The sequence below is a fragment of the Paenibacillus zeisoli genome, assembly GCF_003994465.1.
In the GTDB taxonomy this organism is placed as follows: domain Bacteria; phylum Bacillota; class Bacilli; order Paenibacillales; family Paenibacillaceae; genus Fontibacillus; species Fontibacillus zeisoli.
The window spans coordinates 182,243-207,611 of sequence record NZ_RZNX01000006.1; the positions used below are offsets into that span (position 1 = coordinate 182,243).

Annotated in this window: 21 protein-coding genes; 12 read left to right on the top strand and 9 right to left on the bottom strand. The window is 49.4% G+C overall.

What is annotated here, in order from left to right; all coding sequences use genetic code 11:
* Positions 1-16 precede the first annotated feature (16 nt).
* The 4 genes from EJP77_RS14875 (at position 17) to EJP77_RS14890 (ending at position 5,988) form a co-directional block, all read left to right on the top strand.
* Positions 17-1,507: a sugar ABC transporter ATP-binding protein gene (locus EJP77_RS14875; protein ID WP_127200032.1), complete on the top strand. Its 1,491-nt coding sequence runs from the start codon at positions 17-19 to the stop codon at positions 1,505-1,507.
* Complete coding sequence (locus EJP77_RS14880) at positions 1,504-2,445, top strand: ABC transporter permease (RefSeq protein WP_127200033.1); 942 nt, start codon at positions 1,504-1,506, stop codon at positions 2,443-2,445. Before EJP77_RS14875 ends, EJP77_RS14880 begins: the two co-directional genes overlap by 4 nt.
* Positions 2,446-2,630: 185 nt before the next feature.
* Positions 2,631-4,421: a sensor histidine kinase gene (locus tag EJP77_RS14885; protein WP_127200034.1), complete on the top strand. Its 1,791-nt coding sequence runs from the start codon at positions 2,631-2,633 to the stop codon at positions 4,419-4,421.
* Complete coding sequence (locus EJP77_RS14890) at positions 4,414-5,988, top strand: response regulator (RefSeq protein WP_127200035.1); 1,575 nt, start codon at positions 4,414-4,416, stop codon at positions 5,986-5,988. The genes EJP77_RS14885 and EJP77_RS14890 overlap by 8 nt, the downstream gene beginning before the upstream one ends.
* A 93-nt stretch (positions 5,989-6,081) precedes the next feature.
* Here the strand turns inward: EJP77_RS14890 and EJP77_RS14895 are convergent, their stop codons facing one another.
* Positions 6,082-7,389 (bottom strand): extracellular solute-binding protein, encoded by a 1,308-nt coding sequence (locus EJP77_RS14895; protein WP_127200036.1) that lies wholly within the window; start codon positions 7,387-7,389, stop codon positions 6,082-6,084.
* Between the two features lie 198 nt (positions 7,390-7,587).
* Between EJP77_RS14895 and EJP77_RS14900 the strand changes: the two genes are divergently transcribed.
* Both EJP77_RS14900 and EJP77_RS14905 read left to right on the top strand, forming a co-directional pair.
* The gene (locus EJP77_RS14900; protein ID WP_185897358.1) at positions 7,588-10,695 is read left to right on the top strand and encodes an efflux RND transporter permease subunit; all 3,108 of its coding nucleotides are present in this window, start codon (positions 7,588-7,590) and stop codon (positions 10,693-10,695) included.
* 16 nt (positions 10,696-10,711) lie between these two features.
* Positions 10,712-11,905 (top strand): efflux RND transporter periplasmic adaptor subunit, encoded by a 1,194-nt coding sequence (locus EJP77_RS14905; RefSeq protein WP_127200037.1) that lies wholly within the window; start codon positions 10,712-10,714, stop codon positions 11,903-11,905.
* A gap of 92 nt (positions 11,906-11,997) precedes the next feature.
* On the opposite strand, the gene EJP77_RS14910 is transcribed toward EJP77_RS14905, so the two are convergent.
* The 3 genes from EJP77_RS14910 to EJP77_RS14920 all read right to left on the bottom strand — a co-directional run bounded on the left by EJP77_RS14910 (position 11,998) and on the right by EJP77_RS14920 (position 15,084).
* Positions 11,998-13,092 (bottom strand): hypothetical protein, encoded by a 1,095-nt coding sequence (locus EJP77_RS14910; RefSeq protein WP_127200038.1) that lies wholly within the window; start codon positions 13,090-13,092, stop codon positions 11,998-12,000.
* Positions 13,085-13,633 (bottom strand): RNA polymerase sigma factor, encoded by a 549-nt coding sequence (locus EJP77_RS14915; RefSeq protein WP_425464251.1) that lies wholly within the window; start codon positions 13,631-13,633, stop codon positions 13,085-13,087. Before EJP77_RS14915 ends, EJP77_RS14910 begins: the two co-directional genes overlap by 8 nt.
* 641 nt (positions 13,634-14,274) lie before the next feature.
* The gene (locus EJP77_RS14920) at positions 14,275-15,084 is read right to left on the bottom strand and encodes an EcsC family protein (RefSeq protein WP_246021898.1); all 810 of its coding nucleotides are present in this window, start codon (positions 15,082-15,084) and stop codon (positions 14,275-14,277) included.
* Between the two features lie 263 nt (positions 15,085-15,347).
* Here EJP77_RS14920 and EJP77_RS14925 point away from each other — a divergent pair, with 263 nt between their 5' ends.
* Positions 15,348-16,118: a sugar phosphate isomerase/epimerase family protein gene (locus tag EJP77_RS14925; RefSeq protein ID WP_246021899.1), complete on the top strand. Its 771-nt coding sequence runs from the start codon at positions 15,348-15,350 to the stop codon at positions 16,116-16,118.
* 137 nt (positions 16,119-16,255) lie between these two features.
* On the opposite strand, the gene EJP77_RS14930 is transcribed toward EJP77_RS14925, so the two are convergent.
* Genes EJP77_RS14930 through EJP77_RS20710 form a run of 4 tightly spaced genes read right to left on the bottom strand, consistent with a single transcriptional unit; the run spans position 16,256 to position 18,511 of the window.
* Entirely contained in the window at positions 16,256-16,459 is a 204-nt protein-coding gene (locus EJP77_RS14930; protein WP_127200040.1) for a hypothetical protein, read from the bottom strand.
* A gap of 41 nt (positions 16,460-16,500) precedes the next feature.
* Positions 16,501-16,797, bottom strand: coding sequence for a hypothetical protein (locus EJP77_RS14935; protein WP_127200041.1), 297 nt, complete (start codon positions 16,795-16,797; stop codon positions 16,501-16,503).
* Positions 16,798-16,820: 23 nt separating this feature from the next.
* Entirely contained in the window at positions 16,821-17,843 is a 1,023-nt protein-coding gene (locus EJP77_RS14940) for a polysaccharide pyruvyl transferase family protein (protein WP_127200042.1), read from the bottom strand.
* Positions 17,840-18,511 carry a glycosyltransferase family 2 protein gene (locus EJP77_RS20710; protein ID WP_185897359.1) on the bottom strand — a complete coding sequence of 224 codons (672 nt, stop codon included), beginning with the start codon at positions 18,509-18,511 and terminating at the stop codon, positions 17,840-17,842. The genes EJP77_RS14940 and EJP77_RS20710 overlap by 4 nt, the downstream gene beginning before the upstream one ends.
* 19 nt (positions 18,512-18,530) lie before the next feature.
* Here EJP77_RS20710 and EJP77_RS20715 point away from each other — a divergent pair, with 19 nt between their 5' ends.
* On the top strand, positions 18,531-18,983 hold the full coding sequence (locus EJP77_RS20715) for a hypothetical protein (RefSeq protein WP_185897360.1): 453 nt from the start codon (positions 18,531-18,533) through the stop codon (positions 18,981-18,983).
* Between the two features lie 625 nt (positions 18,984-19,608).
* Here the strand turns inward: EJP77_RS20715 and EJP77_RS14950 are convergent.
* Positions 19,609-20,628: a glycosyltransferase family protein gene (locus EJP77_RS14950; RefSeq protein WP_127200044.1), complete on the bottom strand. Its 1,020-nt coding sequence runs from the start codon at positions 20,626-20,628 to the stop codon at positions 19,609-19,611.
* Between the two features lie 222 nt (positions 20,629-20,850).
* Between EJP77_RS14950 and wecB the strand changes: the two genes are divergently transcribed.
* The 4 genes from wecB (at position 20,851) to EJP77_RS14970 (ending at position 25,324) form a co-directional block, all read left to right on the top strand.
* Complete coding sequence (gene wecB, locus EJP77_RS14955) at positions 20,851-21,960, top strand: non-hydrolyzing UDP-N-acetylglucosamine 2-epimerase (protein ID WP_127200045.1); 1,110 nt, start codon at positions 20,851-20,853, stop codon at positions 21,958-21,960.
* A gap of 91 nt (positions 21,961-22,051) precedes the next feature.
* Positions 22,052-22,936: an AraC family transcriptional regulator gene (locus tag EJP77_RS14960; RefSeq protein WP_127200046.1), complete on the top strand. Its 885-nt coding sequence runs from the start codon at positions 22,052-22,054 to the stop codon at positions 22,934-22,936.
* Positions 22,937-23,015: 79 nt separating this feature from the next.
* Positions 23,016-24,014, top strand: a complete 999-nt coding sequence (locus EJP77_RS14965; RefSeq protein ID WP_342773024.1) for an N-acetylglucosamine kinase — start codon at positions 23,016-23,018, stop codon at positions 24,012-24,014.
* On the top strand, positions 24,014-25,324 hold the full coding sequence (locus EJP77_RS14970; RefSeq protein WP_127200047.1) for a 6-phospho-beta-glucosidase: 1,311 nt from the start codon (positions 24,014-24,016) through the stop codon (positions 25,322-25,324). Before EJP77_RS14965 ends, EJP77_RS14970 begins: the two co-directional genes overlap by 1 nt.
* The last annotated feature ends 45 nt before the right edge of the window (positions 25,325-25,369 follow it).

Sequence of the window (25,369 nt, forward strand, 5' to 3'; positions counted from 1 at the left end):
TAAAGAGGGAAATCATATGGATAACGTTATACTCGAACTAGCCGGTATCTCCAAGCAATTTGGCAATAATTATGCACTTAAAGATATTAATGTAAAGATCCATGAAGGGGAGTTTCATGCCATCGTCGGAGAGAATGGGGCAGGCAAATCCACCCTGATCAAGATTCTGTCCGGCGTTCATCTTCCTTCAGAGGGAACGGTTCATTTCAAGGGCCAGACCGTTCAGTTCTTATCCCCTTATATGGCCCAGAGTAGCGGTGTAAGCACGTTATTCCAGGAAATTCAGGAGATTCCCGCACTTTCTGTTGCAGAGAATATTTATCTGGGCAGAGAACCTCGCAAAGGCACCTTACTGCAGTGGAAAGCCTTGTACCAGGAGGCCAAGGAACTGCTGAATAACCTGGATATCAAGATTGATCCCTATAAGAAGATGGAAGATCTCAGCATTTCTGAACGTAAAATGGTGGAGATCGCACGGGCTGTCTCGTTCAAAGCGGAGCTGTTAATTATGGATGAGCCTTCCGCGAATCTGAATGAGGATGAACTGCAGGTGCTGTTCAAGACGATCGCCGAGCTGCGCAAAAGAAATGTGACGATCATTTACATTTCCCACCGTCTCAGAGAGATCTTCGCGATGGCTGACCGGGTAACCGTATTGCGGGACGGACAGCACGTAAAGACATTGGACATAGGAGATACCGACGAGACGAGATTGGTTCAGCTGATGATCGGGCGTGAGCTTAAGGAATATTACCCTGTGAATACGGAGACCATCGGCGATGAAGTGCTTCGGGTTCAGGACCTCCATCTTCCAGGTGTTCTACATGACGTTAACCTTAGTCTGAAAAAACGGGAGATCCTTGGGATCGCGGGACTTGCGGGATCGGGCGGTAATATTATCTCTAAAGTACTGTTTGGACTCGTAAAACATTACTCAGGTCAAATTACGCTTGACGGGAAGCCGTTCTCACCGAAGAACCCGCGTCAATGCATCTCAAGGGGCATCGCATTTGTTCCAGAGGATCGTAAATCACAGGGGCTGTTTCTCAATTTAAGCGTAAGAGCCAATATGTCCATCACTTCGTTGAAGAAGTTCAGGAAGAATGGGCTCGTCAATCGATCCAAAGAAGTGAAGCAAGCGAACGAACTGGTAGAGCAGCTGTCGGTGAGGCCGAAAAATATCAGGACCCCTATCCGCAGCTTAAGCGGAGGCAACCAGCAGAAAGCCTTGATCGGTAGATGGCTTCTGGACAAATATAAGATTCTTATTCTCGAAGAGCCTACGCGGGGAGTTGACGTAGGTGCCAAAATGGAAATCTATCAGGAAATTAACAAACTGTTAAATAAAGATTTGTCCCTGATTATCGTATCCTCCGAACTGCCGGAACTTCTGGGGATGTGCGACCGCATCCTGGTCTTCTCGGGTGGAACGATCACGGGTGAGCTGGACCGAAGTGAAGCAACGGAAGAGAAAATTATGGAATACGCTTTACAAGAGGTGAAATGATGAAAAAACTCAGAACCTATCTACCCTTAGCAACTCTTGTTGTGTTGATGATTGTGGGAACATTTCTGTCTGATAAGTTCCTGACGTACAGCAATTTAATGAATCTGCTTCAGTTCAGCGCCGAAAGTGCTCTGATTGCCGTAGGGATGACCCTGGTAATTCTCACAGGCGGAATTGACCTTTCGGTAGGTTCTATCGTGGCCTTGGCAGCCGTTGTAAGTGCTAACTCGCAGCAGTTAGGACTAGCAGGAATCCTTGTGCTCGTATTGTTGATCGGAGCGGTGATTGGCGCAATCAATGGGATTGTCCTTACTAAATTCCGGGTTGAACCGTTTATGGCTACACTCGCAACGATGGCTATTTTCCGGGCAGTAACACTTTGGTATACGAATGGCGGACCTATTCTCGGAAACATTACACCAGCCTTTTCGTATCTAGCAAATGGTAGTGTACTTGGTATTCCTCTTCCTGCTATTTATGTGGTTGTGGTCTTTATTATTGGATATGTGGTTCTTAATCACACCCCGTTTGGAAGACACGTGCTAGCCATTGGAGGGGGCGAGGAGACCTCGCGGCTGTTCGGAATTAACGTGAAGCGCGTTAAAATCTGGGTCTATATCATTAGTGGGGTACTCGCTGCGCTTGCAGGTATGCTGATTACCTCCAGAATTGGAATGGGTGAGCCGCGTTCGGGTTATCAGTTTGAATTGGTGGCCATAGCCGTCGTTATTGTTGGCGGAACGAGCTTAACAGGTGGACGCGGAACGATAGGCGGCAGCTTTATCGGACTACTGATATTTGCCGTCGTTATGAATATAATGAACCTGCTTAATATCTCATCGTTCGTGCAGCCTATCGTACGGGGACTAATTATTATACTTGCAGCACTCGCCATCTCACGAATGCTCAAGTCCAAAGCCTCTGCTGGGATTGCCTGACACAGAGAGTCTGCAGGTGGAACGCTGAACAGGCTGGACGTTCTATTGTGAATGTCCGGCCTGAATTCATCTAACTTAATAGGCGTGATGTAAAAGATTACAATTACCCGAAAAATCACATTTTTGATAGTATGAGATTTATATAGAGATACTTATCACCTTACGTTCTAAGGAGCTACCGGACGATGAAGCATTCACTGCGAACTTACTTATCTTCAAGCGTGAAACGTAAGATGATTACTATGGTTGTAATTATGTTAATCTTTGTAGTTAGCATCATCGATATGGTCACTTATATCGTATCTTTTAACTTTCATTTGAAGGACGCCCAATCAAATGATGCTCAAAAGGTCCAATTTATGAGTGAGAATATGGATGATGCTATTTCCTATATGGGCAAGCTTATGGACAGTATTTCGCAGGATGCGGAGCTTCAGACGATGCTTCAGGCGAGCCAGATGATGTCTTATGAACAACGCAGACAGCTTGAACAGGTCCTTCTGGCCAAAGTCATGTACTCCACAGATAAATTTGAATCGGTGTATTTGTTCAACACCGAGGATTTCCTGGTGAAGCTGAATTACAACCCATCAGGAAATCCCAACATCCAAGATGATGTTCAATCCCAGCTGAGAAAACAGCGGTATGATACCGTAGGAAGAATAACTTGGCGGGTTAATAACGGAGTGATTTATGTCGAACGTGCCATAAGGCAGCGGGATTCGTTAAAGATGCTCGGATACATCACCATTTCGCTTCAGGACGACTATTTGAAGCAACGGCTGCAGTCCGAGACTTCCAGGTACAGTTTAGTTTTTGATGAGAAGGATAACTTACTGGTCAGCAGCAGTGAGGATCCGAAGATCAATGCGCAGGATCTTCTGACCAAAGCCAAGGACAAGGCCGTGGGTGTCCCGACTCTTCTCGAAGTTGAGCCCTTCGGTAAGATGCTCTTCACCACTTATGTCTCTGACCAGGCGAATTGGCGAGTCGTATCCCTGGTTCCCTTGAAGGAAATTTCAAAGGGCACGGAGCTGATTGGGCAATGGATTATTGGCATTGGTCTCATTGGAGTGCTGGTTGGAGTAGTGCTCACATGGCTCAGCACCAAGCATTTGATCGCTCCGCTGCATGACTTGAAGAAGGTGATGGATCAGGTGGAGACCGATGAGTTCGATCAGAAGGTGGATATCAGACGTAGAGATGAGTTCGGCAGGCTTGGGCGCAGCTTTAACCGGATGATGCACAAGATTAACTATTTAATCTCTGAAGTCTATCAAAAAGAGCTTGCCCAGAGAGAATCGGAATTTAGAGCGTTGAAGGCTCAGATTAACCCGCATTTCTTGTATAACACGCTGGATACGATTCGGTGGCTGTCTATGTACGGAGAGAACAAGAAGATCGAGAATGTTGCCGTGTCCCTGGCCCATCTACTCAAATCCAATCTGGTTGATGGTAAAGACATGATACCTGTTCAATCGGAACTGGATTATATTAATGCCTATTTATCGATACAGAAGACCCGTTTTGAGAATAAAATTCAGATTGCTATCCACATTGAGGATTCGCTTAAGGAGCTGTACATTCCAAGGTTTGTCCTTCAACCGATTGTGGAGAACTCGTTCGTTCATGGTCTGGAGAATAAAATAGGCACAGGCCATTTAAGCATCATTGGAGTCCGGGATTCGAATTACGTTAAACTACGTGTCATAGATGACGGTGTTGGGATTGAGGAGAACAAGAGAATAGTTCTGCTTCAGTCTAATGGTGAAGAGAATCCGGGAAGTGCGAAAGGAACCGGGAACGGTCTTAAGAACGTACACAAGCGAATTCAAATGCTGTTTGGCGAGCCATATGGACTAACCATAGTCAGTGCCGAGAATAGTGGAACGATTATTGAGATTATTTTGCCCATAGTGAAATATCCGGGCGATCCTTACCGATCTGAAGAGAAGGGGGAGCTGGCGGGTGTATAAAATCGTGATTGTGGATGATGAAGCTATCGTAAGCCGGGGTCTTAGTGAGAAGGTGAACTGGCAGGAAATGAACTGTACCGTGGTTGCAACAGCCTCTAATGGACAGGAGGGTAAGGAAGTTATTGAGAAGGTAAGACCCGATATTGTGATCTCGGACATCAAGATGCCCGGAATGAACGGTCTTGAGCTGGCTGAATATATAAGGGGACAATACCCTGACATCATTACCATATTATTAAGCGGTTATAGCGATTTCGAATTTGCCCGGACGGCAATGAGACATCAGGTCTTTGATTATTTACTCAAACCGATAGAAATCGCCGATCTGAAGGCGTGTATTCTTAAAGCGATTGACAAAATGCAAAGTCATACGCCGATGATCGGGGATGCTGAGCGGGAGAATCTTGATATTCTGGAATCGGGTATGATTATGAATCTGATCGTCAATGGAAATCGGGAGCTTGAGAATACAGTTAAGAAAATGAAAGAATGCGGAATCAAGGTCACCAGTGGTCAGATCGTTGTGTTCGAGTTATATGAAGCTTCCGATCCATCCTATGCAGAATATGCTTCTATCTATCAATTCGCAGTTAATAATATAGTTACAGAGACCTACCGCTTGTTTGATATGAATACAACAATAGTCAATTTTGAAGGCAAGAGTGTAGTTGTTGTGAAGACAGATGCTAGTATTCAAGAGATTATTATGCAGAGACGGGTGCTCGAAGCCACAACCCTGTGCCTGGAGAACGTGAGTACTTATCTGAAGAAACAAGTAAGTGTGGGGATTGGATCCAGCTTTAGAGGTATGGAGCAAATCTGCGATTCCTTTCAACAGGCTTTGAAAATGCTGGATATTCAATTGTTTTGGGGACTCCACAAACCTGAACCGTTTTCTGGAAGCGCTATCGCACAAGTGAATACTCTCATGGATCCTCGGCTGACTGAATCTATTCTGGAAGGCGATTATAATGAGGCCAAATTCTATTGGGAGGTTTTTGCCTCAAATATCAAGGCGTTACGGAACAAGAGCGCAGCACTTAACAGCTGTCTTGATTTCCTTATTGGGCTGTCCAAGCACGTTCCCCAAGGGGAAGCGAAGAATCAAATCACTCAGGCCATCACCGAGATTACGGGACTGCGTACTTTTAATGAGTACTGTTCCGTGATCAGCCGAATTATAATTCGAGTATGCGATGAAATGAACCGGAGAAAGGAAGTAGAGAGGGCTAGATCTTTAAGTGACAGAATTATTTTGTATTTAGATACCCACTATTCTGATGCCCTTTTGAATCTTCAGTATATTGCGGATACGTTCCATGTGTCTGCAAGTCATGTCAGTCGTCTGTTTAAGAAAGAGAAAGGGATAAACTTCAATGAGTATTTAACCGTGCTGCGCGTGGAAAAAGCCAAAGAAATGCTGAACAGCAGCCAACGTCATACCGTGCAGGAAATTGCTAATAACGTAGGTTTTATGGATGGTAAATACTTCGGTCAGGTGTTCAAAAAATATTATGGCATCACGCCCTCCGAATATAAGGAGAAAACCTCAATCAAATGTTCTTGATACAAATCCAAGATATAAATAATAGAAGGGTGTTCCTAAGTTAGGTTGTAACTGCTTAGGAACACCCTTTCTGCTTTTCGAAGGATGAAATTTTTATTTAATCTCTTGCTGCAGGACTTTATGTTTGGCTTCATTTAGAGCTTCTTTAGCCGTCAACTTCCCGTTTAAGGCTGAATCAATAGAGGTTTGCATGATATTTGACCATTCTACATAGGAGGACATAGTTGGACGGTTAATCGCATATTCGAACTGCTCGGTCATCAGATTACGATTCAGATATTTGTCGGAGTTCTCAAAATATGAGATCTGATCATTCCAGACGGGGATACTTCCAATATAGTCTTTCGGTGATATTTGCTCTCTGGAGCTGTTTATCAGATCGATGAACTTCCATGCCCAATCTTTATGTCTTGAGGTTCGGGTAATACTTAGTGCACCACCGCCCGTTACCGTTGAACTCTTTTGATAACCTTTGAACCCAGGTACAAGAGACATTTTGTAATCAGCCTTCTGATTCAGCATCTTATCCGCATAAGCCCATCCGATCATGAAGGGCGTCTTCCCCTCAGCAAATTTCTTCACAGCCTCTCTGTCACTTAATCTCAAAGATAAGGGATCAGATAAGCCGCTTTCCAGTGAGTGTGCCATAAAGCTTAATGCTGTAACACCTTTACCTTGATCAAAAATCCAGTGTCCATTCACATCCTTGGACTGCACCCCAAGGGCATTCGACAGAAGCGTATAATCACAGACCAAGCCTTCTCCCGGGGACCAGCCCCAGATCATACCGTGGTCAATCAGACCCTTATCCCGCATATACTGCGTCATCTCGCTAAGCTCTTCCCAAGTACTTGGGGGCGCATAGATACCGGCACTCTTCAGCAATTTCTCATTATAGTATAGAAATTTTTCCTCGATAGAAAGTGGAAAGGCATATAGTTCAGGAAGCGCATACAGGTCGTTGCTTATTATTCGTTGATCATATGCGATAGGAATTATTTTATCTCTGAGATTGCTTTGGGCATAGTTTCTCAACGGTTCTAAATAGCCGGCCCTCGCGAACTCTGGGGTCCATACGGTATCTACAAGAATTAAATCTAGATCTGTATTGGATTGGTTCAGACTTTTCTCTATACGATGATATAGAAGGTTGAAGTCCATAGAAATAATATTAACTTTAATGCCGTACTGGTTCTCAAATTGTTCGGATATAGCCTTGATATAAGAGTAATGTGTATCATCAACCATGATTTTTATCTGTTCAGGTCTGTTGGCGGCTTCCTTTGAAATGGAGACCTCCGATGAATGATTCGTGTTTAATTTCAGGACAAGTAGAACTAATAGAAGCAGAACGGAAACTGAGAGAATTACATACAGAAGTTTGGACTTAATTCGTTTCATATCTTACCCCCGAATTATGATGAGAATCCCTTTGTTCCTAACTATATTATAGGGTCTCTGGCTTATTAAATCGATACTAATTATTGGAGTTAAGTTTATGGAAAGATTTAGGAAATATTCAGGAAATATTCAGTTTACATTGCTGGGTTATCATGGGACTCGCTCTGGATAAACATTAAAGTTAAAGGAGGTAACTGTTTGAAAGGCCTAATACGATTCTCCATGAATAAAGCTTCGGCCATGTTGATTATGATTGCGATTCTGTTCGGTGCGGGTTTTTATTCCGCAGGGTCGCTTAAGCTTGAGAATATGCCGGACGTATCATTTCCATATATGGTAGTGTCTACTGCTTATTCTGCATCTCCCGAAGATGTTATGAGTCAGGTATCCAAGCCCATTGAGGACAAAATTGCCAATGTTGAGGGTATAGAGACGATCAGCTCCACCTCAAGTGATACGGGCTCCGAGGTAATGGTGAAGTTCACCCAGGGTGTGGATCTCGACCAGAAGAAACAGGACCTGGATAGCTTGATCCAGGGAGTTCCGATTCCTATGGAAGCCTCTAGACCGATCGTATCGACCTTGGGATTTGCCTCTATCCCTGCTTATTATCTAGCCGTTTATGCGGACAAAGGGATGAGTCAATCAGACCTGGATAACTTGTATAAAAGCGAGATGAAGTCGGGATTCTCCTCTGTAAAAGGAGTCGACCATATCGATACGATCGGAGCGAGAAGGACCTCGCTCGATATTGAATTGAAGGCCGATGCGCTAAATGCTTATGGCCTTGCTCCTGCGGACGTTACCGCCGCCATTCAGGCCTCGCTGGCCTCGGGGACAGTGGGAACCATCAAGCTGGATGGAAATACGCAGATGGTGCGGGTTACGGGAGAACTCGATAGTATTTACAGTTTGAACCATTTGGAGCTCGTATCCAGTCAAGGACAGTCTCTTACACTTAAGGATCTGGCGGAGATCAAGGCCGTAACGGAGTCGGAGTTCATTTCCCGAGTTGACGGCAAGCCTGCAATCGGGATTAATCTATATAAAACCCAGACCGCCAACGCTGTAGAATTCTCCAATGAGACCAATTCCCTTCTGGAGAAATGGGAGCTTGCCCATCCGAACATCACGTTCAAGAAGGTATATGACAGTGCGGATGAGGTGCGGGAATCGATCAGCGGCCTGCTGCGCGAAGGAATTATTGGTGTCGTGCTTGCCTCCTTGATCATCCTACTGTTCCTTCGCAACATTAGGATGACGGCAATTGTGCTGGTATCCATCCCTCTTTCGATTCTGATTACTTTTATCATGATGAACTATCTCGGTCTCACGCTAAATGTCATGTCACTTGGAGGTATATTCATCTCAGTTGGCCGGATTGTGGATGACAGCATCGTAGTTATTGAGAACATCTATACGAATCTTCAAAAAGCTAAAGAGAGAAATCAATCGGTTCTTCTCCTCGCTGTAAGTCAGGTCTCCATGGCGATCACCTCGTCTACGCTGGTGACAGTAGGTGTATTTCTTCCCATTGCCTTTGTTAGCGGAATGATTGGTGAGTTCTTTAGGCCTTTTGCCTTGACTGTAGCCTGTGCTCTTATGGCATCGCTGCTTGTGGCGCTTACGGTCATACCTCTAATGGCCAAGCTGATGGTTCTGCGGGGCGTCAATCTGGGAACGCATAATGAGGAGGAGACCGGCAGAACGGCTGCTTTTTATGAAAAGATTCTGACCTGGTGTCTGAACCACCGTATCAAGACGCTTCTGTTATCTGGGATTGTGTTTGTTGTGACTCTGTTCATTACCATTCCAAGTCTTGCTGTGAATAACATGTCTGACGGCGAAGCCGGGCGCCAGCTCAGCTTCACGATCAAGCTGCCGTATAACACCTCAATAGAGAGCTCGGATGCCCAATCGAAGCAGGTTGAGAATTTGCTGAAGCAGGCGAAAGACGATCAAGGGAACCCAATCTTTAATTTCACCGAATCGCTTGTCGGTTACGGAGGGACGGATAAGCAGCTTCCCTATATGGTGCAGATTAATACAGAACTGAATGATGATGCAGACGCCAAGGCGATCAAAGAACAGTATAAGGCTTTGATTCTAGCCGAGCTTCCAAAGGGAACAGAGGTGACTCCAGACTCCTTATCGAGTGGAGGCGGAGGGCTCGGCTCAACTGACTTCTCCTATGTTCTGTCAGGGGATAATCAGAAGATGCTGGAGCAGGCAGCTGCCCAGGTGAAAGCTAAAATCAAGCAGTTCCCTGAGCTTAAAAATATCAAGGATACGCTAGGAGATGCCAAAACCCAGGTTATCGCAACCGTGTCGCAGACCAAAGCCAAGAGGTTCGGACTTAGTACATCAGCCATCCAAAATACGGTCCGCAGCTGGATTGAACAGACGGAGATGGGCAGCATTCGTTTTGACAACATTCTGTATACGGTAGAGGTTCAGCTCTCCTCAGCGGATAAGGACTCTATTCAGCAGCTGGGCAAAATTCCACTGCGCACCTCTTCAGGTGACATCGTATATTTGAACGAAGTTGCCAAAATTGAAAAGGTGGAAGCTCCCATTGCGCTGCAGCGTGAGAAGCAGAAGCAGGTTGTCAGCATCACGGCATCCATCGACTCGCCGGATAAAGCTGCGGTAAGCTCCAAGGTTGCGGCTGCACTGGATGCCATTGAGCTTCCAGAAGGGGTATCTTCCAGCGCAGGTGGGGTAACCGATGAAATTGCGAAGAACTTTAGTCAGCTGTTCGTCTCCATGGGTGCGGCTATTGCCATCGTATATTTGATTATGGTGCTGTGTTTCGGTAATGCCAGCACACCTTTCGCCATTCTATTCTCACTGCCTCTAGCTGTAATTGGAGGATTGCTAGGCCTCTTAATATCACGTGAAGCCATTAATATTACCTCGCTAATCGGCTTCATGATGCTGATCGGGATCGTAGTCACGAATGCGATTGTCCTTCTTGACCGGGCACAGCAATTAATGAAGGGCGGTTATGATGTCAGACACGCGTTACTCGAAGCTGGCAGGGTTCGGCTTCGTCCCATTATTATGACTGCCGGAGCTACAATTGTCGCTATGATTCCACTGGCGCTGGGACTGTCTCATGGAACGCTGATCTCCAAAGGTCTCGCGGTCGTTGTCATTGGAGGGTTAACGACTTCTACCATTCTGACACTCGTAGTTGTTCCCGTCATCTACGAGCTGCTCGATTCGATCAGGAAGAAATTATTCCGCAGGTCTTCATCTGACAAGGGACAGGAGCCAAGGGAAGAGAAGAGCCTGGATATGTAAAGAAAGGGTAAGGTGAATGATGGTGAGATTGAATCCGAAGAAGCGCACGGCCAAATGGATAATAACAGCAGCTTGCCTTGTACTAACGGCAACCGTTGCAGCCGGCTGTACCTCAGCCTCGACGGTGTCACCGGTACAGGGGACAACCGGGATCTCTAAAGTTAAGGTGGAGGATATTGGAGTGCATTCGATGGGCCCTCCCCGGGAGCAGGTCGCGGATGTGAATGCCTCGGTACAGGTTGGTGTCATTGCAGAGGCATCGGGTACAATAACCGAAATACTTAAGAATAATGGGGCCAAGGTTACGAAAGGTCAAGTTATTGCCCGGATCTCCTCCGGGACAGCCCGCTTATCTGTAGCAACAGCAGAGGCCTCGGTGTCCAGTGCGGAGAGAGCTTTGAGTTCAGCCAAGCTAGAACTGGAATCGAACCGGGCACAGCTGGAGCGGACCATCAGCGGTTATGAGAAACAGTTGAAGGAAGCAACCCGGGCAAATAATGAAGAGCTGTACAACACAGCCAAAGACAATCTGGAAACCTCAAAGGTACAGCTCAAGTTCCTGGAATCCAAAAGCTCGGTACCTGCCGCCAAATCTCAACTCGAGACAGCCAAAGTATCGCTCGAGCAGGCAAGAGCGACCCTGGATACTTATAATATTACAGCCCCATCCAGCGGAACGCTGGCCGAGCTGGCCATAACGGCAGGAGCCAGCATAACACAGGGAAGCAAGGCCTGCTTAATTCTTAATGCCAATCAAGTAACGATTCAAGCTGAGCTTAGCGAAGATTTGGCGCAGCTGGTCAAGGGAAAGAAGACCGTCCGTGTCTATTATGCCGATCAGCCGCAAAATAAGCGGGAGGTCCGAGTTGCTTATCTCTCCGGCGTTCCAAACACGACTACCCGGTTATATACTCTTCAGCTGACAGCGGATAACAAAGACGCCTTCTTTGTTCCTGGCTCCAGAGTACAGGTTCAATTAACTACAGAAGAAGAGGAGAGCGTTCTCGCTGTCCCTACAGGGAGCATCGTCCGCGATGGGGACCATAGTTATATATTCGTGCTGAAAGGAGACAAAGTTCAGCAGGTGAAGATCGAACTCGGAAGACTGAGCGGAATTTATCAGGAGATTCAGGGGGCATCAGCCGGGGATAAGCTGGTGGTGTCAGGTCAGTATACGCTGAAAGATGGAGAGAAGGTCCAGGTCCAGTGACCGGTGATCTGAATCTATAGCAAAATAGAGTTACAGAAGAAGAGGCTCTCCGGGTGTTCGGAAGGCCTCTTCTCTCTTGCTGGGCAGGTGATTTACGCGGGCATAGTCAGGGAAATGAAGATCACCTCGTTATTTTCGAAATACAGATGGAACTTTAACGAGTCGCCTACGCGGTAATCCCAACTGGAGTCAGTCTCCATATTCGGCTTCCCGAGCTTAGACTGCACCTGCTGCTTGGTCAGACCGACCTTGATCCCATCCGGGGTCTGGAATTTACTGTCCAGAAAAATGACCTCACTTGCCGAAGCAATTATGCCTGTTTCCTTATAATAGAGTACGTTGCTCACACGTTGGGTCAAGCTATTATAGTACCTCTTCGCGAAAGTGTAGCTCTTTGATTGAAGTCCAAGTTGACTGAGCCAGCCGTTAGTATCCTTCCCGTCTACATTTAACCGTTCGGCCTTATAGGTTAGGTTGTCATTTCGCTTCATTTCGCCTCTGTCTACTTCCTCCTGCGCTGCAGCCGAGAGCCGTTCGACCTTCGCCAGGTCTGAATCAGGTTCGAGCAGCCCAGACATCAAGCGCAGCATTTGGTCATCCGCGTAGTAGCGAGCACTTCCAAGCTGATAAGTATTGCTGTCCAGGCTGTAGGGCACGCTGTAAACCCCTTTGGAGGTATGAATTCGAATCTGTACCTGTTTGTCGTCAGGAGTGTCATTTTCTGCCTTGGCGATGGAGAGGTCCTCCCAATATAATCCGTTTGTGATCACTGTGTAACGTGACTTCGGAACGGCAATTTCAGTGCTTTTACCTGAGGGCTTAACCGTAATTGACTCCACCATTTCAGCAGTGAAAGGAAGCTGTTCCCCCAGCTGTCCGCTAGGTTTGTCGGGCTTCACGGGTATGTCGCTTGTTGATTCCTGAACCTTCGGACTGACGATAGGAGGAGTCGCAACAACCTCTTTAGCGGCCGGATTTCCCTTTAGATACGCATAGATTGTTCCAATACTGATGATGATTACAAAAGCGGCCGCAGCCCAGACTAGCCTGGATTTGGTAGGGGATGAACGCTTATTCTGCTTAGTTGCCTCATGGACGATACGGTTCATATGGTCTTTGGTGAACGTCCGGTGCTGAAAAGGGCCCTGCTTCAATTGATCATACAGCTCTTCGGTTCCCTTACTCATAGAGAGCACTCTCCTTTCGGTACGCGGCCATTCTTCCGTGGGCTCTGAATAATCTGGATTTGACGGTACCTTCGGACAGCTGGAGCATGGCGGCGATCTCCTTGGTAGTCATCTCGTATTTCGCATGGAGAATTAGGACTTCTCTCAGCTTGATCGGCAGCTTTAGCACGGTATCCCAGATCTCCGATGAGAAGGTATACTCCATCACTTTCTGCTCTGCTGAGGGGGAGGACTCCTTAGTGTTAATCCACTCGAAAAGGGTGACTTTTCTCACAAAGGCGGATCTCAAATAATTAATAGATGTGTTGCGGGTAATGGACAGGAGCCAGGTCTTGATCGCCGAATGTCCGCGAAACGTATGAATCGAAGAATAAGCCTTTAGAAAAACATCCTGCACAATATCGTCCGCCAAATCGTGCCTTCGAGTCAGGATATAGGCCAGATTCCAGACATCCTGACCGAAGGCATTCATGAGATCATGAAGATCCGAAGGAGTCATCTGATCAATATGAATCATGTATTCCCACTGTGTTTGTTCCAATTTCTTCACCTCTTACTCATTAGACAAAAGAAACCAAAATTTAGTTCCCTTAATTGGTTGGCAAATTTTTTGGCAGTAGAGAAAAAGACAGCTCTTTGTTAAGGAGTTCGGTTTGTGTTCTAAAAGCTCCGAGAACGAACGTTACTCCCATCGCTGTTGTATTCGGATATATAGAATGATTTTCAGTGGAATATATCCGAATACAAAGGCGACCGCTTTCGCTTGTCCTTAAGTCTGTCTCTCCGCAGACTTTCGGCGAAATTTGAGCGAAATTTCAACGAACCATAAAACAAGAACCCCCTCTATGGATTCACTCTTTGCCAAGTCTTTCGAAAGTGAGTCTGAAGGTGGGCGGGCTTTCACCCGCCCACAATATCCTGAGGAAACAAGCGATAGACCCAAACAGCAAAGCTCCAGCCCAAGGATGACTTCCTTGGGCTAGAGCTTTGCCTCCATTTCTTAGAAGAGTTGTCTATAAGCTTTGAATTTTTGCAATTGGGACGGCCCCTATCTCTGCCAAAGTGCTGTATCGATCCTTGGACAGGCAGCCCAAGGAAGTCAGGTAAAGCATACGATTACTGTAAGTGAGCTCAAAGAATTCAGTCGAGGCAGCCCCAAAGAATCCAGGGAATCCACCCTCTCTAAGCTTCCAGCTCCCGCAGGCGTTCAAGAATTCGCCGCTTCCGGTAGAGCATGGTAGCTGCTTCGGCTACATCCTGGAGCGTCCCCCGGTTGATGATGGCGCCAAAGAGTGCTCCTGCGACAGGAACAAGCTGGAACAGCTTCTTCCATCCGAAGTTGTCCCGGTAGGAAGCGATTACTTCGCGCCAGCCTTGAAGCTGGGAGAGCGACTCCCGCTGGCGGTTCTCGTTACCGAAGTCGGCCAGATCCTCAAGCACGGCTTTCTTGCCGACAATATCGGCCGAAGCGAACTGCAGGCATTTTATCACGAAGATGCGCTCCAACTTTTCCTTGGGATCATAACCATAAGTAATGGCAATCTCCTGGATTGTCTTAAGAGACAACCCTAGGATGGCAGGGATATCAATGGCTAAGGTGAATAAGCCTCCGAATCCGGTCGTTGCCCCTTGGGCGGTGGCGAAGGCAGCCCGGCTCTGGACCAGTTCATCACTGGTTTTGTCCATAACGGTGATCGGCAGATGGCGGGCCGACTCCAGGGTTAATGGATCTTCAATCTCTACATGGGAAGCCCCGTCGCCGGCTCTGCGGACCGCTTCACTACGAAGCTTGCTGAGCACGGCTGACTCGGAGATCAGATACTGTCCGCCGGTCTGCACGAAGCCGCCGATTTCATCCATAGCTTGTCCGAGCTTCTTCTGTATGAATTTGGGGGTAAGGCGATCCAACAGCATAAAGGGCAGCCGCCCGATTTTCTCCCAGAACCAGAGATCCTTCTGGCTTTTCTCCCAAGACTCTATCTCTTTAAGCATGACTCTCAATTCTTCTTGTGTTTCCGAATTTGGCCCAATAGGCATAGGGTTTGACATGGAAATGACCACTCCTTCTAAGGATTATACGAGGATTAAGGAGTCGGGTTGCAGCCCAATACCTATAAATTCTCTACTTGTAATGAGGTACTGATTATGCTGGAATGATATTGAATTCTAAAAAATTAGAGATTTGGAGAGTGATCCTTATGTCATAATTATCCGTAAGCACCTGGAGCCTTCATCGGCTACTCGGACCCCTGAGGTTGACGATCTGGGATGCTGTGAACGAGACTCAGCAAATGGATATTCAGGATCAACCCCAAATCCTTACTCTGCTGGAGCTGCCAGCTGAAGCGGCCCGAAGGGGGTACCAGGCTGTCGAGATATGTCATTTTCATTTTCTGGCTGTGGATCCAGTATACCTGAATCAACTGAAAGAAGCTTTCCAGGCAGCTGGAGTACAGTTCGACACCCTGCTTCTTGATTATGGTGATATTACGACTGTCGATCCAGTAAGAAGAGAATCGGACATAGGTTATATCCGCAGCTGGATCAAGATTGCCTCCTTAAGCGGGGCCAAGAAGATTCGGGTTATCGCCGGTGAGGCTGATTCTTCGGATGAGGAGGCGATTCAGCGCTCTGCAGAAGTCTTGTCTGAACTGGCTGAGTACGCCAAATCTTATGCAGTCGAGGTCATTACGGAGAATTTCAAAGCGCTCACGTCTCGCGCGTCAACCTGCCTTCAGATTCTTGAGAGAACGGGCCAGGGTATGAAAATGATCACTGATTTTGGAAATTTCAAAGGCTCGCTTAAATATGCAGAGATTGCAGATACAATACCCCATAGTGTATCCGTCCATGCGAAAGCTCGTTACGATGAGAATGGGGTTCCGGATGAGGACGAATTCAGAAGATGCTTAACCGCAGTCAAAGACCAAGGCTACGAAGGGTCCTATGTTCTTATTTATGACGGTCCCGGGGACATGTGGGAAGGGCTTGACAGAATCAAGAGAATTGTACGTGAGTGTATGTAATTGAGACCATAATCAACAAAAAAGGGATGAAGTTCGGGACCGGATGCCCTTACTCTCAATTGGGTATCTGTAGAGTCATGCCAGGATAATATGTAAGCCCCGGGAAGTGTGAATTCCCGGGGCTTTGCTGTACTGCTTTAAGAGGCTACGACACGAATAAATTCTACAGCCTGTAAAGGAATTATGGCGAGATCCGTCGGCGGACCGTATATGACAGGGGGTACTTTTAGCAGCACGGTGGTATCGCCAACCGAGATCAGAGTGCCGGAGATTAGATCGTTAGGTGTCAGAACTTCAACCTCTTTGCCAACGAAGCCTTGGGCAAGCTTACGGAAATTCATAGAGCAAGCTCCTCTCATAGGTGTTAGGTGTCTATTTAAAGTTACTGCAGAACAGTGATCCGGGAGTAAGGAATGAGCACCAAATCCCCTGTAGACTCACGGATCTCTAAGGCATCGGTTCCTGCGGTCAGCAGAATACCTTCCACGGTTGCACTGGCGGTGCTGATCGTGACGGTCTGCCCGATCTTTTCCTGAAGAACCTCCTGCAGAGCAGGATTTGGGAACAAGCCGGAAGCCAGATTTCTCTCTATTTCATCCAGACGCTCCGTCAGATGCCGTACGGATTTCGCAAGATGCTTCACTTCTCGTCTAAGATGACCAATTCCAAAAAACCACATGTGAATTCCTCCTTAAATCAGGTCTATTTTCCATGCCACAGCAGGTACTTCTCAATATCTTTACGAAGCCGCAGCAGACTCTTGAAGCTCTCCCGCTCGGTTAATCGGAACTGACGTGCACGTGAGCGAACCAGATTCGGGCCGTTAGCAAGAAAGTCATCAATAACCGGGTTGAAGCTTTCAAGAGGTTCTTTGTAGTTGCAGTAATATTGCTCCAGTCCAAATGCCGCAAGCAGGCTCTTAATCTTGCTCATCCCGCTGAAGGCTAAGGCTGGGATGCCTGCGCGCAGTGCAACCAGAGTTGGATGGAGTTTGAAGCTGATTAAATAATCGACGGATTGGATTGCACTGTAGGTCAGGTCCAGATCGAGCAGCAGCGGCAAAATATCAATAGATGCACCCGGACGCAGCTCCCTAAGCCGGTTTTTGAGCCGGACACACATCGGATAGTCAGAGTATCCTCCGCCATTCGGATGGTTTACAGCTGGAATAAGACGCAGATGATATCCCCGTTCCGATAAGGACTTCATTAGTGTGACAAAGGAATCGAACGGGAAGGAATCATAAGCGAACACACAGATGCCGATTGTAGGCAGCTGCGAGGGCTGCTTATACGGATATCGCGGCTGCCTGTAGCCAAAAGCCATATCCGGTGCGACTTCCACGTTCTTGTGGAAGCCAGCACGTCTAGCAATATCCGCAGATCTTGAATCGCGGAATATCGCCCGCTTCGCGCGGCTGATGGTCTCGCGGTACAGTCCGACCTGAGCGGCGGGCCAGCTCTCCTCGGGATAGGCATCCACGATGCCGACTCCGTACAGCCAGGTGGGTTTGTCTCTAAGTTCAGGCGGGAAATAGTATCTGTTGAAAGCATAGGGGGTAATCAGATCGCCGCCTCCAATGATGACGGCGTCCGTCTTATCTGGATCAAGCTGCGAGTTCCAGGGATAGACCTGGTGCGGATAGAAGACCTGCTGAAAAGTACGCAGGAACAGATCATCACCGAAATTGCCCATCCCGTAATAACCACAGACAGCAATATTCATTGCGGATGTCCTCCTTTCATATTATCCGCCTGGGCTTTGAACCAGGCGGGATACCGCGCGCCGCCGCGCTGGCTGACACTGTCAGCGCGGAGTACGCGGTGATACACCGGCCGATCTATGACGGCCGGGTGCGGATGCTCGGCGAGCAGCGCCTCGCAGACGGCAATGTCCTCGAAGAGCCGTGCATCCGCACCGGCTCTAATCGGCCAGCCGCCGATCCCGCGCAGCATCGCCGCGCGGTACAGCCGCGGCACCAGCGGGGCGGCCGCATCAGCGTCCGCGCGGTGCCCGCGGTAAGGCAAGGCCCCGCGCCACAAGGGGCCTAGGTGGCGCGTGCCCTGCCACAGGCCGCTGGCGCCGGTCGCGATGGCCGCTTCCGGCGCGCCATCCATGGCGGCGGTGAGCAGCGCCGCCGCCTCGGGCTGGAGCCAGTCGTCCCCGTCCAGCTCCAGCACATACCTGCCCCGCGCCAAGGCTAGTAGTTCGTTAAGCACGAACACCTTGCCCCGGTTAGGGGAGAAGCGATGAATGCGAATCCGCGGGTCGCTTAGCAGGTACGGCAGATCTGCCGACCCATCCTCCGAGCCGTCATCTCCGATGAGCAGCTCAAAGTCCGGTAAGGTCTGGGCCAGAACCGACCTTACCGCCCATCCGAGCGAAGCCCGCATGTTGTAGACCGGCAGAAGGATGGAGACAGCCGGGCTGGTATGGGTTGGTGGGGCAGACGGTCTCCGTTCTGCTCCGGCGCCTCGTTCTGCTTCATGGCCGCCCTGCCGTGCAACAAGGGAAGGGCTGTTCTCTGTCTGGGCAAGGGTGGTTCGGTCGCCTTCTGCCCCGGCACCGGGCACGGCATCACGGCCGCTATGCCGTGCAAGGCCAGAGCTGTTCCCAGGCTGGGATGGGGCGGCTTTGCCGCCACTCGCCCCAGTTCCCGGATCGTTCGCGCTGCCAGACCGATGGAAGGCAAATCCACTCCCGGTCTGGCGAAGAGCGGGCCAACCGCTGTGCACCCCCGGCTCATCTTCGCCACTCGCCCCAGCGGGGTCATTGCTCCCAGTTCCTGGTCCATCTCCGCCGCCACCCTGCCGCTGGACGCTAGACCAGCCGCCCTCCAGCCCGGTATCTGCCGCTTGGCGGTAGACACGGCTGTTGGCGATAACAGGCACCACACCTTCAAGCTGGGGGCGGGAAGGGATCACCCGCCATCGTATCCCGGAATGAAGTGGACGGTGCGCTGGATCTGGGGGAGTTTGTTCTTCGATTTCATTGCGATGAAGAATTGGCGGAACAGGGATAATTGCGATCTGATGCGGATCCATTGGCATGATCTCGTAGGGCAGATAGAGTGCCGAAGGCAAAGGATCAAAAGCACGACCAAGCTCCTGAAGCAAGTAATCCCGCCGCCATATCAAAGGAACACAGGGTGCATGAGCCCCAGCAGGCGAATGCGAGGCATTGGCGGCTTCCTCATGCACCAAGAGCCGCCTGGATTTCTGCTGGTTTCCGGCAACTGCCCGAGCGCCTTCCAGCGCAATAACCCGGATATGATTAAGTTCCGGCATCCCGGTGATCTGCCGCTCAAGCCAATCCATTACAGGCCTGCTGACCGCAACCGCCGCAGGATTCCAGAGTACCCACTCCCCTTGGGGGTGGGTTTTCTTTTCCAGCAGACGTATTAGCCGGTCAGCATACAACCTTGGATCGAATAGCAAGGACTCAGGGATCGCCATCACCTTTTTTTCAATTAGGGAGTCCAGCCCGTTCATTACAGTAAGGATTTCTTGCGGAGAACCTCGGAAATAACCTCATCTCCTGCGATTCCCCGTTCCTGCCAGCGATTCTGCCGGGCATACTGGGTTCTTGCATTCCGGTTCGCTTCGGAATCCGGCGTGGCGAGCATATGACCGAGCTTGGCGGTAAAATCATCATGCGTCGTCGCCGTAGTTACATGAGGCTCCATATGAATGCATTCGGGCAGTGCTGTGGACAGCACGCGAACCCCGGTGGCCAAATATTCATAAGCCTTGACCGGATTGGTAGCCAGCGTGATCGGATGATATAGGAAAGGAATAATAGCGACATCAATATGAGGAAAATACTGCTTCAGTACACTGTGCGGCTTCTCGCCGAGCACATGAACATTGGGAAGCTCCGTATAAGATGGAATATCGCCATAAGGAGCTCCAATGGAGACGAAGTTAACTCCAGGGTAGGTGCGGGCGATTTGCTCGAACAAGGCATGATCAACCCAGTAAGCCCATGCGCCGATATACGCGACAATCGGGCCTTCAGGAAGATCGGAAGGCCGTGCGCTCGGCGGGAGATCGAACAAGCTTTGATCCGCCGCATTGGGAATTAGCGTGACGGGTTTGTCAGGGTAAGCCAGTTCAAGCCGTGTCTTAATAGACTTCGCCGTCGCTACAAGATGATCAGATGCTTCAACCATCTTGGCTTCATACTTTGCCCAGTGCGGGAATTCATCGCAGCAGTCATAGATTACCGCGTCCGGCTTGAATAAGGTCAGCCTGGATCGCTGTTTGGCCCAGGTCGTCCAGACCACTACCGGCTGTTCCTTGCGCAGGCGTGGAAGCGTCCGTGACATAAAGCTCTGGTGATCGGTGAACAGATGAACGCCAGGCTCAACTTCTTGTAGATGGGGGGAGAGCGGCGCCAGATTCTCGAAATACACTTGATGTCCCAGAGCTCCGAATTGGGTCATCAGCTGCTGAGGCCGCTGTTTCATAAATGTCCAATTCATAGTTTTGGGATAAATAATGACAGCCAAAATGCTTTTCCCTCCTTTGTGAAAGCTTGCTCCATCCTATGCATTACTAGCTTCATAGAATAACGCCAATGGCCCGCCTCATGGCAAAAATAGTTGGTTATAGCAAGCGGCTGAAAGAGTCTGTTTATTTGGAAGGAAGCTCATTTGAGGTCCTCTGCGGATACGCTTTGCGGCGCACTCTCATATACTATCCCGATATTGCTAGAGGAGGAGATTATAGAGATGGAAGAGGTTCGTGTGCTCGTTGTATTCGGTACGAGGCCAGAGGCGATCAAGATGGCCCCCCTTGTAAAAGTATTGGAGCGTACCCCCGGCCTCAGACCGGTTGTATGTGTGACAGCCCAGCACAGAGAAATGCTCGACCAAGTGCTTGAGGTATTCGGGATTAAGCCCGACTATGATCTGGATCTGATGAAGCCGGGACAGAGCCTGGCCGAGCTCAGTGTATCGGTGCTGACAGGTCTTGAGAAGGTGATCCGTTCGTCGGGATGCCAGCTAGTCCTTGTTCATGGGGATACGACCACCGCATTTATGGGCGCACTTGCCGCCTATTATTCACAAATTCCAATTGGACACGTAGAAGCAGGCCTGCGGACTTATGATAAATACGCGCCGTATCCGGAGGAGATGAACCGGGAGTTCATCGGCCGGGTGGCCGATCTGCATTTTGCGCCAACCGTCCAGTCCGGACTTCAGCTCGCCGCCGAGAACCGGATTGCGAATGTGCATGTTACCGGCAATACGGTCATTGATTCCCTCCAGTGGACCATCCAGGAGAAGTTCAATCATCCGCTCCTGGCGAAGCTGGATAAGTCCCGCAAATGGATCTTCATGACGATGCACCGGAGAGAGAATTGGGGCAATCCGATGAAAGAAGTGTTCGAAGCCGTTGCGCGCATTGCCGCAGAGCGTGAGGACGTGGAGTTCATCTATCCGGTTCATCCGAATCCGGAGATCGTGAAGCTGGCGGGGGAGATTCTTGGCGGTAAGGCAAGAATTCATCTCACCGAACCGCTGGATGTTGTAGCTACGCACAACTTCATGGCGCGCTGTCATTTCGTATTGACGGACTCAGGCGGGATTCAGGAGGAGGCGCCATCCCTTGGCAAGCCGGTTCTTGTCCTGAGGGAGAAGACCGAGCGGCCTGAAGGAGTGGAGGCAGGAACGCTTCGATGTATAGGAACACGGACCGAGCGTGTTTATCGTGAGATGGCTATTTTGCTTGATGATAAGGAAGCGTACAGAATGATGTCTGAAGCCAGCAATCCATTTGGGGATGGATACGCCTCTGAACACATTGTCCAGATCATTCTTGAGTTCTTCGATCTCTGAGGACCTCTTGGTTGTTAAGTAAGTGGGGGTATGATTCAATAGATTCATATCGTATTAACTTGTCTTGTCATGTCAGGAAGGAGATCCCGCATTGAAACCGTTGAATCTGAGTCCCATTGCCCGTGATGACATATATCTTCCTGCTGAATTCCCGCTTACGGCCTCCTGTACATTTGGAGTCTCCCCTTCATTTCAGCGCCTGCACTGGCACAGAGCGCTTGAGATTAACCTAATTGCCCAAGGAAGCGGCACTTATGTGATTAACGGCCGGGAATACCCTTTTGAGCGCGGAGATCTGTTCCTGATTGATTCGAATGATCTGCACCGGGCTTATGAGGGGCATGATCTCAAAATGATTGTCATCATGTTCAATCCGCAGCTGCTTGCGGGCGGACAAAGGTTTGATCCTGAACTGCTTTTACCATTTCGTAGCCATGATTCCAGCCCGTCTCATCATATTGTGAACGGTCATACTCAGAGTCAGGTGATGATAACTTATATCGAGAATATTTATCAGGAATATATACAGAATAAGCGTTCCAGCCGTTCGGTCATCATCGGGCAGCTCATGCTCTTCCTGGCTGAGGTCAACCGGCATTTCGATGCAGACCCCGCTTCGGCCGGTTTCATGCCGCCCCGTCAGCTTGAGCTGATGCGGGAGGTTATCCGCAATATGGAAGGAGATCTATCCAGAGCATGGACGCTGCGGGAGCTTGCTGATCTTGTACACCTCAGTCCTTCCCGGTTCAGCACGTTATTCAGTCAGGCGGCGGGCAGCTCGCCTCTGAATTATCTGGTCCAGTTGCGGCTGTCTCATGCTGTGCGGCTGCTTGAAGAGGGGAGCGATCCTATTCTTGATATTGCGATCTCCTGTGGTTTTCGTAATTTATCGAACTTTAACCGGTTGTTCCTCAGGCATTTCGGTGTCTCGCCTTCCACTATGCGCAGACGCCTGCATGGGGATCGAAGAGAATAGTAAGATAGTATCAATTGAGAGGACTATTGCAGAAGAATGCGATAGTTCTTTTTTTGTATCCTGTAAGGGAGAAGGAGTGATGAGTGGGATGAATTGCTACCTTGGAGTAGATGCGGGAGGAAGCAAGACGCACAGTCTGATCGTGAATAGTAACGGACAAGTCATGGGCCAAGGTGCTGCAGGTAACGGGAACCATCAGACCGGTATCAAGGAGGCTGAGGAGAATATTGCATTGGCTTGCCGATCAGCTCTGGACGAGGCGGGGGTATCACCTGAAGATGTGACCTATGCGTATTTCGGGCTTGCCGGGGCAGACCGGGAACCGGACTATAAGATTCTGCGGCCCATGATTGGGGCACTTGGATTCCCTAATTACCGGATTACCTGTGATACGATGATCGCTATGCGTGCAGGAACTTCAAGGTCTTATGGTGCGGTGATTATCAGCGGGAGCGGCTTCAACGCAGCTGCCCGGAACAGGTCTGGGGAAGAGCTTCAGTATGGGGGCTTCGGCTACTTGTTCGGTGATGGGCATGGGTCAGGCAGAAGTCTGGCGGACTTCGCCTTCCGCTCTGCTGTACGTGCTTGGGATGGGCGCGGCAAGCCGACCCTGCTGCACGATTTGGTGCTGCGGGAGACCGATTTCCCTGAAGTTCCACATATGCTGGACGCCGCCCTGGATGATCAGTTACGTCCTCCGCTCAGGCTTGCCGAGCTTGTATTCGAGGCTGCCCGGCAGGGAGATGAGCTGGCCCGGTCCTTCCTGTGGGAGCAGGGGACCGAGCACGGCAATGCGGCAGCTGCATTAATCCGCCGCCTTGGTATGCAGGATGAGGTATTCGATGTGGTTCTTGGCGGCAGTGTGCTTGCGAAAAGCGGACAGAACAGCATGATAGAAGCAATTAAGCAAGAACTCCGCAAGACGGCCCCGAAGGCTGCGGTGTCTCGGATTAAGATGGAGCCAGTGGCGGGTGCTGTGCTCAGTGCTATGGATGAAGCGGGGTACCCAGCCAATGAGAAAGTGATTCGGATGCTGGAGCGATTTTCGTTTTCTAAATCGGAAGGAGAGCGAGTGTAATGATTAACAAGCAAGGACTGAAAATTGCGGTGATCGGTGGAGGATCGTCCTATACTCCCGAATTAGTGGAAGGCTTAATTCAAGGCTATCACGACATGCCGGTGGCTGAGCTGTGGCTGGTGGATATCGAAGCAGGCAAGATGAAGCTTGATATTGTCGGCAATCTGGCTAGACGAATGGTCCGCAAGGCGGGCATACACATGGAGGTACACTTAACGTTGAACCGCCGCGAGGCAATCAAGGATGCGGATTTCATAAGTACACAGATTCGTGTTGGGCTGCTGGAAGCCCGGAAGCTTGATGAGCATATTCCGATTCGTCACGGGGTTGTCGGTCAGGAGACCACCGGTCCTGGGGGGATGTTCAAAGCACTTCGCACCATTCCGGTAATTCTGGACATCTGCCGGGATATCGAAGAACTTGCGCCGAATGCCTGGATGCTTAATTTCACGAATCCGGCGGGTATGATCACAGAGGCAGTTACGAAATACTCGAAAGTGAAGACAGTGGGTCTGTGCAACTCACCCATCAACTTCCAGAAGTTCCTTGCCGAAGTGTATAACGTGGATGAGAACCGTGTACTGCCTGAGTTCGTGGGGATTAATCACCTGCACTGGGTTACCTCTGCACTGGTTGATGGGGAAGAGAAGCTGCCCGAGATTCTAGCCGGAGACCGCGAGTATTCGGCAAAGAATGTGCCTACCGTAGGCTGGGATAGTGACTTCCTGCGTTCCCTTGGTGCGGTTCCAACTTATTATCTGAAATATTACTATATGATGACCGAAAAGTATGAAGAAATGAAAGAAGCACTTGGACGAGATGGAACCCGGGCGGATGTGGTAAGCCGGGTGGAGAAGGAGCTGTTCGAGCTCTACAAGGATGAGGCGCTCGAGGAGAAGCCGAAGCAGCTGGAACAGCGCGGCGGCGCCTATTATTCCGAGGCTGCTGTGAAGCTGATGCGCTCGCTGTATCAAGGCAGCAATGATATTCAGACGCTGAACGTACCGAATGGCAGCGTATACGATTTCCTGCCGGAGGATGCCAGCATCGAGATTAACTGCGTTGTTACAGGGCAGGGCCCTATTCCCTTGATGCCTACAAATGTTCCCGAGCATGTGAAAGGCCTGCTTCATGCGGTGAAGGCCTATGAGAGCATGGCGATCAAGGCCGCAGTAAGCGGTGATCGGGATCTTGCTCTGCAGGCGATAACGCACCATCCCCTGGTGCCTTCGGTCGCCGTTGGCAGGGCGATTCTTGATGAGATGCTGGAGGCGCATATGGCGCATTTGCCGCTGTTTTTTGAGGATTAGACAGGTAGATGCAAATGGAACTTGAGAAACACAACTACATTTAAA

Bases quoted from the DNA above. Each gene is read 5' to 3' on its own strand.
- EJP77_RS14905 (WP_127200037.1), top strand. From the start codon at position 10,712: ATGATGGTGAGATTGAATCCGAAGAAGCGCACGGCCAAATGGATAATA.
- EJP77_RS14875 (WP_127200032.1), top strand. From the start codon at position 17: ATGGATAACGTTATACTCGAACTAGCCGGTATCTCCAAGCAATTTGGC.
- EJP77_RS14935 (WP_127200041.1), bottom strand. From the start codon at position 16,797: ATGTGGTTTTTTGGAATTGGTCATCTTAGACGAGAAGTGAAGCATCTT.
- EJP77_RS14965 (WP_342773024.1), top strand. From the start codon at position 23,016: ATGAGTGGGATGAATTGCTACCTTGGAGTAGATGCGGGAGGAAGCAAG.
- EJP77_RS14920 (WP_246021898.1), bottom strand. From the start codon at position 15,084: ATGCTTAAAGAGATAGAGTCTTGGGAGAAAAGCCAGAAGGATCTCTGG.
- EJP77_RS14880 (WP_127200033.1), top strand. From the start codon at position 1,504: ATGATGAAAAAACTCAGAACCTATCTACCCTTAGCAACTCTTGTTGTG.
- EJP77_RS20710 (WP_185897359.1), bottom strand. From the start codon at position 18,511: ATGCGGGCTTCGCTCGGATGGGCGGTAAGGTCGGTTCTGGCCCAGACC.
- EJP77_RS14885 (WP_127200034.1), top strand. From the start codon at position 2,631: ATGAAGCATTCACTGCGAACTTACTTATCTTCAAGCGTGAAACGTAAG.
- EJP77_RS14930 (WP_127200040.1), bottom strand. From the start codon at position 16,459: ATGAATTTCCGTAAGCTTGCCCAAGGCTTCGTTGGCAAAGAGGTTGAA.
- EJP77_RS14910 (WP_127200038.1), bottom strand. From the start codon at position 13,092: ATGAGTAAGGGAACCGAAGAGCTGTATGATCAATTGAAGCAGGGCCCT.
- EJP77_RS14970 (WP_127200047.1), top strand. From the start codon at position 24,014: ATGATTAACAAGCAAGGACTGAAAATTGCGGTGATCGGTGGAGGATCG.
- EJP77_RS14895 (WP_127200036.1), bottom strand. From the start codon at position 7,389: ATGAAACGAATTAAGTCCAAACTTCTGTATGTAATTCTCTCAGTTTCC.
- wecB (WP_127200045.1), top strand. From the start codon at position 20,851: ATGGAAGAGGTTCGTGTGCTCGTTGTATTCGGTACGAGGCCAGAGGCG.
- EJP77_RS20715 (WP_185897360.1), top strand. From the start codon at position 18,531: ATGGAGACAGCCGGGCTGGTATGGGTTGGTGGGGCAGACGGTCTCCGT.
- EJP77_RS14940 (WP_127200042.1), bottom strand. From the start codon at position 17,843: ATGAATATTGCTGTCTGTGGTTATTACGGGATGGGCAATTTCGGTGAT.